The sequence below is a fragment of the Stutzerimonas kunmingensis genome (assembly GCF_032106285.1).
GTDB classification, from domain to species: Bacteria; Pseudomonadota; Gammaproteobacteria; order Pseudomonadales; family Pseudomonadaceae; genus Stutzerimonas; species Stutzerimonas kunmingensis_B.
Genome location: NZ_DAMCPO010000016.1, coordinates 104,478 through 114,824 on the forward strand (window position 1 = coordinate 104,478; position 10,347 = coordinate 114,824).

General features: G+C 66.1%; 8 protein-coding genes. All 8 read right to left on the reverse strand.

The genetic code is table 11. The features are described from left to right. Positions 1–2,742: a ribosome-associated ATPase/putative transporter RbbA gene (rbbA, locus tag RT582_RS14220; RefSeq protein WP_313478032.1), complete on the reverse strand. Its 2,742-nt coding sequence runs from the start codon at positions 2,740–2,742 to the stop codon at positions 1–3. After that, positions 2,739–3,815, reverse strand: a complete 1,077-nt coding sequence (locus tag RT582_RS14225) for an HlyD family secretion protein (protein ID WP_313478035.1) — start codon at positions 3,813–3,815, stop codon at positions 2,739–2,741. Before RT582_RS14225 ends, rbbA begins: the two co-directional genes overlap by 4 nt. A gap of 117 nt (positions 3,816–3,932) precedes the next feature. Then, positions 3,933–4,559 (reverse strand): ABC-type transport auxiliary lipoprotein family protein, encoded by a 627-nt coding sequence (locus RT582_RS14230; RefSeq protein WP_313478037.1) that lies wholly within the window; start codon positions 4,557–4,559, stop codon positions 3,933–3,935. Further along, positions 4,556–5,494, reverse strand: a complete 939-nt coding sequence (locus RT582_RS14235) for an MlaD family protein (RefSeq protein ID WP_023445796.1) — start codon at positions 5,492–5,494, stop codon at positions 4,556–4,558. The genes RT582_RS14230 and RT582_RS14235 overlap by 4 nt, the downstream gene beginning before the upstream one ends. A 144-nt stretch (positions 5,495–5,638) precedes the next feature. Then, positions 5,639–6,421: an ABC transporter ATP-binding protein gene (locus tag RT582_RS14240; RefSeq protein ID WP_313478040.1), complete on the reverse strand. Its 783-nt coding sequence runs from the start codon at positions 6,419–6,421 to the stop codon at positions 5,639–5,641. Next, positions 6,418–7,566, reverse strand: coding sequence for an MlaE family ABC transporter permease (locus RT582_RS14245; protein WP_313478041.1), 1,149 nt, complete (start codon positions 7,564–7,566; stop codon positions 6,418–6,420). The genes RT582_RS14240 and RT582_RS14245 overlap by 4 nt, the downstream gene beginning before the upstream one ends. Before the next feature lie 127 nt (positions 7,567–7,693). Next, positions 7,694–8,830 carry a catalase family protein gene (locus RT582_RS14250; RefSeq protein WP_221104313.1) on the reverse strand — a complete coding sequence of 379 codons (1,137 nt, stop codon included), beginning with the start codon at positions 8,828–8,830 and terminating at the stop codon, positions 7,694–7,696. A gap of 26 nt (positions 8,831–8,856) precedes the next feature. After that, positions 8,857–10,347: di-heme-cytochrome C peroxidase (locus RT582_RS14255; RefSeq protein WP_313478043.1), on the reverse strand; the 1,491-nt coding region annotated here is incomplete at its 5' end.

Consider the following 10,347-nt stretch of genomic DNA (forward strand, 5'->3'; position numbering starts at 1 on the left):
TCATTTCTCCTGCTTGCGCAGGCCGGCGACGCTGAGCAGGGTCAGCAGCGGAATGGCCAGCAGCATGGGGATGAAGTAGGGATACAGCTCGGCCAGCCCGAGCGCCTTGGAGAACACCCCGCGGCTGATGATCAGGAAGTGGCTGGTCGGGTAGAGTTTGCCGATGAAGGCACCGGCACCTTCCATCGCAGAAACCGGATGGATCAGCCCGGAGAACTGGATGGCCGGCAGCAGGGTGACGATGGTGGTGCCGAAGATCGCCGCGATCTGGCTGTTCAGGATCGACGACATCAGCAGGCCAAGGCCGGTGGCGCAGGTCACGTAGAGCAGCGCGCCAAGGCAGAGGGTGAGGATGCTGCCCTTGATCGGAATACCGAAGACGAACACCGCCAGCAGCGCCAGGGTGGCGAAATTGAACATGCCCAGGGCGATATAGGGCAGTTGCTTGCCGAGGAGGAATTCCAGGCGGGTGGTCGGCGTGACGTAGAAATTGGTGATCGAGCCCAGTTCCTTTTCGCGCACCACGCCGAGGGCGGTGAGCATCGCCGGGATCATCATCAGGAGCAGCGGGATCATCGCCGGTGCCATGGCTGGCAGGCTCTGCACGTCCGGGTTGTAGCGATAACGAATGGCCACGTCAGCCGGTGCCAGCTGCCCGTCGACGCCCGCCTCGCGGGCCAGCTGCTGCAGGTAGCTCAGGTGGATGCCTTGCACATAGCCCTTGATGGTGTCGGCGCGCATCGGCATGGCGCCATCGATCCAGAACGCGACTTGCGGCACGGCGCCGCGCTTGAGGTCGCGGCCGAAATTCGGCGGAATCTCCACCGCCAGGCTGATGTCGTTGCTGCGCATGCGCTGGTCCAGCTCGGCATGGTTGGCCAGCGGCGCCTGCTCGATGAAGTAGCGCGAGCCGGCCATGTTCAGCAGGTAGTGCTGGCTGGTGGTGGTCTGGTCGCGGTCGAGCACGGCATAGGTCAGGTTCTCCACGTCGAAGCTGACGCCGTAGCCCATGATGAACATCAGCAGCACGCTGCCGAGCATGGCCAGCGTTGCACGTATCGGATCGCGGCGCAGCTCCATGGCCTCGCGGCGGGTATAGCTGAGCAGGCGGCGCAGGCTGAAGCGGGCCTGACGTCCATTGTTGCCGGCCGGTTGGATCGGGTTGCGCGTCGCGGCAGGAGGCGCTGCTGGCTGTTCGGCCGCATGTGCGGCGGCGGCTTCCTCCAGGTAGGCGATAAAGGTCTCTTCCAGCGTCGGCAGGCCGCGCTTGGCCATCAGCGCCTGCGGCGTGTCGCTATCGAGCACCCGTCCGGCATGCATCAGCGAGATGCGGTCGCAGCGCATTGCCTCGTTCATGAAGTGGGTGGAGATGAAGATGGTCACGCCGTCCTCGCGCGACAGCTGCACCAGCAACTCCCAGAAGCCATCGCGGGCCACCGGATCGACCCCGGAGGTGGGCTCGTCGAGGATGAGGATTTCCGGGTTGTGGATCACCGCCACGGCCAGCGACAGGCGCTGGCGCACGCCCAGCGGCAGGCTGCTCGGCAGGCTATCGGCATCGCCGGTGAGGTCGAAGCGGGTGAGCATCTCCTGCACGCGCGGCCCGCGCCTTTCAGCCGGCAGGTGAAACAGTCGTGCATGCAGGTCGAGGTTCTGCCGCACCGTCAGCTCGCTGTACAGCGAGAAGGCCTGGGACATGTAGCCGACGCGTTGGCGGGTCTGCATGTCGTGCGGGTCCACCGGTTTGCCGAACAGCAGCGCCTCGCCCTCGCTGGCCGGCAGCAGGCCGGTGAGCATCTTCATGGTGGTGGTCTTGCCGCAGCCGTTGGAGCCTAGAAAGCCGAAGATTTCGCCGCGGGAGATGCGGAAATTGACCTGGTCCACCGCGACGAAATCGCCGAAGCGCATGGTCAGCCCGTGGGCCTCGATGGCAATGCTGTCACTGTGCGGCTGTGGCGGAATGACCAGTTCGCGATGCTGGCTGCGCTTGGCTTCCGGCAGGAGGCGGATAAAGGCCTGCTCCAGCGAGTCGCTGTTGGTGCGCGCCAGCAGCTCAGCGGGTTTGCCGGTGGCAAGTATGCGGCCGGCGTCCATCGCCACCAGATGGTCGAAGCGCTGCGCTTCGTCCATGTAGGCGGTGGCGACCAGCACGCTCATCTGTGGGCGCTCGCTGCGGATGCGTTCGATCAGTTCCCAGAACTGCGCGCGCGACAGCGGGTCGACGCCGGTGGTGGGCTCATCGAGGATCAGCAGGTCGGGGTCGTGGATCAGCGCGCAGCAGAGGCCGAGCTTCTGCTTCATGCCGCCGGAGAGCTTTCCCGCCGGGCGCTCGACGAACGGCGCGAGGCCCGTGCTGCGGGTCAGTTCGGCGATGCGCCAGTGGCGCTCTTCGGCGTCCTGGCCGAACAGCCGGCCGAAGAACTCGAGGTTCTCGAACACCGTCAGCGTCGGGTAGAGGTTCTTGCCCAGCCCCTGGGGCATGTAGGCGATGCGTGGGCAGACCGCGCGGCGGTGGCCGGCATCGCCCATGTCGCCGTCGAGCACCTGCACATGGCCCTGTTGCAGCTTGCGCGCACCGGCGATCAGCGCCAGCAGGCTCGACTTGCCGACCCCGTCCGGGCCGATCAGGCCGACCATGCAGCGCGCCGGCAGGCTCAGGCTGAGGTTGTCCAGCGCGCGGGTCTTGCCGTATTGCAGGCTGACGCCGCTGATCTCGGCGACCGGGGCAGGGGACTGGTTCATTGGCCGACATTGATCTGCAGGTGCGCTGGCCATTCGGCGTCAGCGTCGAGCTTCAGATAGGCCATTCCGGGCAGCCCGGTCTTGACCTGCTCCATGTGTTTTCTCAGGAGTTCCGGGTCGATCCGCGCCTTGACCCGGAACATCAGCTTCTCCCGCTCGCTCTCGGTTTCCACCGTCTTCGGTGTGAACTGCGCGACGCTGGCGATATAAGTGACCTTGGCGGGAATCACGTACTGTGGCGCCGCATCGATCACCAGGCGCACCTCGCTGCCCATCGCCACCCGGCCGGCCTGGCGCTCGGGGAGGAAGAAGGTCATGTAGACGTCGGCCAGGTCGACCAGATTGAGCAGCTTGCCGCCGGCGCCGAGTACCTCGCCCGGTTGCGCCACGCGGTACTGCACGCGCGCCACGCGATCGGTCTTCAGTTCGCTATCCGTGATGTCCGCCTGCAGCCGAACCACGCTGGCCTGTGCCGCCTCCAGCGCAGATTGCGCTTCGATGACCTGGGACCTGGCGGCGGCGATGCCGGCATCGGCCGAGAGCACCTGCGAGCGCGAAGCAGCCAGCGCAGCCTGCGCGCTTTGCATGGCGGCGAGGTCGTCGTCCAACTGCTGGCGCGGCATGGCGTTGCGGTCGACCAGCGTCTTGGTACGTTGGTGGCGTTTCTGCGCGGCGGTCAGTTCGGCGCGCCGCTGCAATACCACTGCCTCGGCTGTGGCCTTCTCGCTCTCGCGCTGGGTGACCAGCGCCTGGGCGGTGAGGATGGCGTTTTCCGCCTGGCGCACCTGGGCGCGGGCCTGGTTGAGCTGGGCGTCGAGCACTTCGGTATCCATGCGCGCGATGACCTGGCCCGGCTGGACGAAGTCGCCCTCGTCGACGGTGATCTCGCGGATGCGCCCACCGAGCTTGGTCGCCACATCGATCTCGGTGGCCTCGATCCGGCCGTTGCCGCTGGCAAAGCCCTCGCCCAAGCCATCCGTGCGCAACTCCGACCATGCCAGCAGGCCGATTACCACGAGCGCGACGAGCGCGAACAGCACCCGTCGAAGATTTTTCTGGGCTGGCGCTTTCATGGGCGTTCCTTACGTGAAGCGATAGTTCGCATGCTAAGCGATTGCCCTGAAGGTTACGCTTAGCCTGAGTCAATAAAACTGCGGTTCAGCGTCTTTAATCGACCTTTTCGCCGGTTTTCACTGCGCGGGATGGCTTTTTGCTACCGCCACGACCCAGCTTTGCAACTGCTGACTCAGCTCGTCGCTGGCCTGGCCGAAGGCATCGACGACGCTTTCCAGTTGTGGGCTGTGGGCGGGCTGGAGAATGTCGAAGCGGCGACTGGCGAGAATCCGCTGGTCAGTGGTCGAGGCGAGCTGTGCGTCGAGACGGATCCGCACATGAGGGCGGCCGTCGATGTATTCGCTTTGAAACGCCCTCAGATCGCTGAACAGCTCCAGCTCGGCGAACAGGTTGCTTTCCTCATTGCTCACTGCCGCTGCCGGCCCGCCTTGCCTGAACTGCTCGACCAAGCGGTCGCGCAGTAGCGTCGGTGCCGCATCGCCCCAGCGTGCGCCCTGATAGCTGCTGATCTGATTGCCGTTTGGCACCACGGCGATGCGTGGCCCGGCAAGAATGCGGCTTGCGTGGGGGGTATGAATACGCAGTGCCTGGCGCAAGGTGCCAGTGGACTGATTTGCCGGCACGTCGCCGGTCGGCAGCAGAAACACCCGGATTGGTTCGGCGTCGGGCAGCAAGGTGCAGGCCGAAAGCGTGCCGAACAGCGTCGCGAGGGCGAGAGGGCGGAACAGCGCTAGGCGGCTCATGGGGTGAACTCCTGAATCTTCTCGCGGCCGAGGAGGAAACCGCTCGGATTGTCTTCGAGGCGCTGGGTGACGCGACGCAGCGCGCCGAGGGTGCCGCGCAGTTCGTTGATCGCCGGGCCCAGATCGCTGAAGCCTTGCAGGCCGTTGTTCAGCGCGCCCTGGTTGTCTGCCAGCAGGGCGTCCAGCCGCGAGGTGGCGCGTTCCAGTGCCGCCATCGACTCGCCGGCAGTGCTCAGCAGCTGGCGACCTTCATCGTCGATGAGGCCGTTGGCGTTCTGGGTCAGGCGGGTGATTTCCTCCAGCGCAGTGTTGGTCCGCTGCCCCAGTTGGGCCAGCTGGGTCAGCGCTTCGCTCAGATCGCCACGCTGTTCGGCCAGCACGCTGGTCGCCTGCTCCAGATTGGCCAGGGTGCGACCGATGCGACCGGCATTGTCCTCGGAGAGCATCAGGTTGGCGCTGCGCAGCAGGTTGTTGATGTTGGTCATCAGGTCTTCGCCGTTCTCCAGCAGCGCGCTCAGCGGCGATGGGTCGGCGATGATCAGCGGCGGCTCGCCGCGCTTGCCCTCCAGCGGCGGGCTCTGCGGCGTTCCGCTGTGCAGCTGGATGATCATGCTGCCGGTGATGTTGGCCAGCGCCAGGCGGGCGCGGGTGTCCTGCTTGATCGGCGTGCCGGAATAGACGCGGATGCGCGCCCGCACCTTGCGCGGGTCGTCCGGCTCGAGCCACAGCGCTTCGACGTCGCCGACCTTGATGCCGCTGTACTCCACAGAGCTGCCGTTGGACAGCCCGCTGACCGCGCGATTGAAGCTGATCTCGTAATAGTTGTATTCACGATCCATGCTCGACTTGCCCAGCCAGAGGGCGAACAGCAGGGCACCGCCGACTGCCAGGACGGTGAACAGGCCGATCAGCACGTGGTGGGCACGGGTTTCCATGTCAGCTCTCCAGCTCTGGCAGGTCGTTGGAAACTACCTGCGTTGGCAATACTGCGTTAAAAACAGGCTCGGAATGTTCATTTAGGCAACTAAACTCCGCTTCCTCGCCTGTTTTTGCCTTGTCTTGCCTGCCTCGCATACGTTTCAACGACCCGCCAGGGCGGCCTGTTGCGCCGCCCGGCCACGTGGGCCGTGGAAGTAGTCGCGAATCCAGGCGTCGTCGGTGGCTTCCACCACCTCCAGGCGATCGGCCACCAGCACCCGCTTGCGCGACAGCACGGCGACCCGGTCACAGATGGTATAGAGCGTATCCAGATCGTGGGTTACCAGAAACACGCTGAGGCCCAGCGCGTCGCGCAGGGTCAGGATCAGCTGGTCGAAGGCTGCCGCGCCGATGGGGTCGAGGCCGGCGGTGGGCTCGTCGAGGAACAGCACCTCCGGGTCCAGCGCCAGCGCGCGGGCCAGGGCGGCGCGCTTGACCATGCCCCCGGACAGTTCGTCGGGGTACTTGCAGGCGGCATCCGCCGGGAGACCGGCCAGCGCCAGCTTCAGCCGCGCCAGGTGCTCGGCGTCGCGGCGCTCGAGCCCGGCATGCTCGATCAGCGGCAGCGCGACGTTCTCCTGCAGGTTCAGCGAGGTGAACAGCGCGCCCCGCTGGAACAGTACGCCGAAACGTCGTTCCAGCTGTGAGCGGCGCTCGGCCGACAGTTCCAGCAGGTTCTCGCCAAATACCGTTACGCTGCCGGTGTTGGGCCGGCGCAGGCCGACGATGCTGCGCAGCAACACCGACTTGCCGGTGCCAGAGCCGCCGACCACGCCGAGAATCTCACCACGGCGGATGTCCAGGTCGAGATTCTCGTGCACGGTCTGGCTGCCAAAGCGATTGACCAGTCCGCGTACCTGAATCAGCGAGTCGTTGCTCGTCACCAACCCATCTCCATGAAGAACAGCGCGGCGATGGCGTCTAGCAGGATCACCATGAAGATTGCCTGGACCACACTGGAGGTGGTGTGCTCGCCCACCGACTGCGCACTGCCGCTGACCTTGAAGCCTTCCAGACAGCCGATCACCGCGATGATGAAGGCGAACACCGGCGCCTTGCCCAGCCCGACCAGAAAATGGCTGACGGCGATGTCGCGCGCCATGATGTTGAAGAACATCGTCGGCGAGATGTCCAGCGCCAGCACGCAGGCCACCAGGCCGCCGGCGATGCCACTGAGCATGCCGACGAAGGTCAGGATCGGCAGGGTGATCAGCATCGCCAGCACGCGCGGCAGCACCAATAGCTCGATCGGGCTCAGGCCTAGGGTGCGGATCGCGTCGACTTCCTCGTTGGATTTCATCGAGCCGATCTGCGCGGCGAAGGCGCTGGCGCTGCGCCCGGCGAGCAGGATCGCCGCCAGCAGCACGCCGAATTCGCGCAGGAAGGAAAAACCCACCAGGTTGACGGTGTAGATGGTCGCGCCGAAGTCGGCGAGCACCGTCGCGCCAAGAAAGGCCACCACCGCGCCCACCAGAAAGGTCAGCAGCGCAACGATCGGCACCGCGTCCAGCCCGGTCTGCTCGATATGTACGGCCAGTGAGGTCAGCCGCCAGCGCCGCGGCCGCGGCAGCGTCAGCAGCAGCGTCTGCAGGGTCAGGCCGATAAAGCCGAGCAGCATGCGCTGCTGCTTCCATACCGCAGCGACGGTGCGACCGACGTGGGCCAGTATGTCGCCGAAGGCATAGCCACGCGGCGGCTCGGCGGCATCCGGTTGATCCAGGGCGCTGGCGACGGTGCGCAGCAGCGCCAGGCGTTCGGCCGGCAATTGCGGCGCCCAGGCTTCAATGGCGGCGATCCGCTCGGGCCCCAGCAGTTCCACCAGCAGGCCGGCGCCTGCCGTATCCAGTGCACCCAGCCCGCTCAGCTCGATCTGGCTGCGCTCGTCGATCCGCGCCCTGAGCCGCTGCACCTCACGACGCAGTGCTGCGTAATGGGTGAGGGTCCAGTCACCGACGATGTGCGCCCGCAATGGTGAAGCCCCTTGATCGAGGGTCACCGAACCGGGAGACGAGGACAGGGTGGAGCTCATCTTCTGCAAACGGGTGCCTATGTCGGGCGATGGAGTCCCGATTGATGCTAGCAGGGCTCTGCCCGGCAAGACAGGACCGGGTGGCCCGTGGTCGGCAACGGCCGGCGGATGAACCACGACGGTCGCGTCAAAGTGCGCCGTTACGCTCGAGCCGATAGCTGCTGATCGCCTCGTACACCGCCTTGCGCAGCCGATTGATGCCGCCGAGGGGGCGATGCTCCGGCAGTGCGTGCCAGGGGTTGAAGCTGAGGTTGTCGCAGGCGAGATTCTGCTCGGGGCTGTCGAAGTCCTGCGGCGGCAGGCGGATGTCGGCGACCGTCTCGAATGGCGCGATGGCTTCGTCCCACTCGATGCTGGTGTCCTCAATGGGCATGTAGTGCTCGGCGTTCTGCCGCTGCACCTGCAGGGCGAAGCAGGCGGGCGCGCGGTCGAGGGACAGCTGCTGATAGAGCGCACTGCGCAGGAAGTTCGGCAGGTCGCGGTTCTGCTCGGGCAGCTGGTAGGTTGGGCAGTTCTCCGGCGTCGGGATGACCCGGTACTTGATGTTGTGCGGGCCGAACTTGTAGGGCGCCACCGAGCTGTAGGTGGTGGCAACCGGGCTTTGCGGCGCAGGCGCCAGGGTCTGCAACGCGATGAACAGGTGGCGCAGCTCCCAGCTGCGCGGATCAACGCTAGGGAAGAACGCCAGCGCCTTCTTGCCCTGCGCCTGGGCGGCGAAGTTGCTGCGGTATTCGGCAACGTCGCGGACGAAGAACACCGGGTGGTTGAACATCACGAAGTCCTGTTCACTGGCGTGGCGCGGGTCGCGGCTGAGCTTTTCCCCCGGCACGTCGAGCAGCTTGATCGCCATACCGCGCGCGTCCCGGATGCGGTCGAACTGCGGATAGGCGTTGCCGTTGGACAGTCGCACCCAGGCCTGCCAGGTCTTGCCCGGTTCGCTGAAAACGCCCTGGCGCAGCGTCGGCTCCAGGTCAGCGCGCACGCTGACCTCGGCGCGCACGCAGCCGTGGGCCTTGGCATGGGCGTCGCGCAGCACACGGGTGTTCTCGCTGTGCTGCTCCACCACGGCAATGGCGTCGGCGATGATCGCCTGGGTGTCGGCCGCTTCGCTCGGCGCGATGACTTCTTCGCTGGAGACGGGGCCACGATGGGTGAGGTGAAAGTGGACGGCGGCAATCGCCCAGCCTGCCAGGCCCACGGCGGTGACGGCGAGCAGCAGCCGGCCCAGCAGGCGACCGATCCAGAGCCAGAGTCTTGTCAGCATGAAACAGATCCTTGTGCGGCGGCAGGTCAGGGGCAGCTTGGGCCGGGGTTGTGGGGGGGCGCCGGCAATTCCTCGAGGCGCGGTTCGAAGCGGGGGTCGCCGAGCACCTTGAGGTACTCGACCAGCGCCCAGCGCTCGTGCGGTGCCAGTGCCCGGCCGATCACGCCGTTGCCACGGCAGCCGGCGCGGAATTCATGGCCGCGGTTGCTGTTGCCGGTGATCGCGGTATCCAGCAGAAAGCCGCCGTCGAAGCGCTCGGTGCGGATACCTACGTGCTGCGGATCGTATTCGCGACTACCCACCCAGAACTGCTTCTGCCGTTCGGCGACCGGCGACAGCAGCTGGAACAGAGTGGGGACCGAGCCGTTGTGCAGGAACGGCGGCGTCGCCCAGATGCCGTCCAGCGGACGTGCCTTGTAGCCGCGCAGTTCCTGCACGCCGATCGGCAGGCCGAAGCCGTCGAATTCCGCGCGCTCGACCTCGTCGATGCCGGCGTCACGGTAGGCGCGCTCTTCGACATAGGCGGTGATATAGGCCAGCCCCTTGGCGCTGGACAGGCTGGCGAGATCGAGCGGGCCGGCTGGCGCGCCATACAGCTGCACATCCAGACGATCCAGCTCGTCCTGGGTCCAGCCCAGGCGGGTCAGGTCGAAGCGGTGGTCGGCGATATTGTCGGCCGTGGTCGGATCGGTACCGACGAAGGAGGTGGGGATCACCTTCATGCGCCACTCCGGGTCGCGTTCGGCAGCGAAACGCTTGTCGACCGGCTTGGGCCTGGCGTCGTGGCAATGCGCGCAGTTTTCCTTGTACAGCGCGCGACCGAGGCTGGCCTGCGTGAGATCGATCGCGCCCAGCACGTCTTCGGGCCAGCGGGGCGGGGCCAGCTGCATGAGGGTGGTTTCCAGCCTGTGCAGGTCGCGTACGCGAACGCCCGATGCGTAGCGCTCGGCTTCGGCGACGGGCTGGCCGTTCTCATGCAGCAGCCGCAGCGTGGCGCCAACACCCAGCGCCTCGCCGATATTGCGCGCCATCGGCTGCATGGCCGAGCCGTTCCACTGCACCCAGTCGAACTTCCAGATATCCCACAGATGCGGGTAGCTCACCGGCGCGTTGGCCACGCGGTAATTCGCCGGATCGATGGCGTCGCCGAACACGCTGTTGGCGATGCGACCGAACGCATCGGTACGGCCGAAGCCTTCTTCGGTAGGGTAGAGCCCGCGGTGCCAGTCGTTGTAGGCGGTGCCGAGCAGACGGTCGAGCACCTGCTTGAAGTCGTGGCGCAACTGCGCGCGGTCCTGCTCGTAGCGCTCGCCCAGCACCTGCTCGGCGAAGCGACGGAACTTGAGCGGGTTGTAATAGGTGAAGGCCATGCTCATGCCCAGCGCCTGGCCGAACGCACCGCCGCGTAGCGTTGGCACGGTGGAGGCGAGTGAGTGCATCGCCGCACCGCCATCGATACGAAGTAAGCGCTCCATAAACCCCACCTCTATCAAGGCAGGAGGAGCACTCAGCTCGGC

Bases quoted from the DNA above. Each gene is read 5' to 3' on its own strand.
- rbbA (WP_313478032.1), bottom strand. From the start codon at position 2,742: ATGAACCAGTCCCCTGCCCCGGTCGCCGAGATCAGCGGCGTCAGCCTG.
- RT582_RS14225 (WP_313478035.1), bottom strand. From the start codon at position 3,815: ATGAAAGCGCCAGCCCAGAAAAATCTTCGACGGGTGCTGTTCGCGCTC.
- RT582_RS14230 (WP_313478037.1), bottom strand. From the start codon at position 4,559: ATGAGCCGCCTAGCGCTGTTCCGCCCTCTCGCCCTCGCGACGCTGTTC.
- RT582_RS14235 (WP_023445796.1), bottom strand. From the start codon at position 5,494: ATGGAAACCCGTGCCCACCACGTGCTGATCGGCCTGTTCACCGTCCTG.
- RT582_RS14245 (WP_313478041.1), bottom strand. From the start codon at position 7,566: ATGAGCTCCACCCTGTCCTCGTCTCCCGGTTCGGTGACCCTCGATCAA.
- RT582_RS14250 (WP_221104313.1), bottom strand. From the start codon at position 8,830: ATGCTGACAAGACTCTGGCTCTGGATCGGTCGCCTGCTGGGCCGGCTG.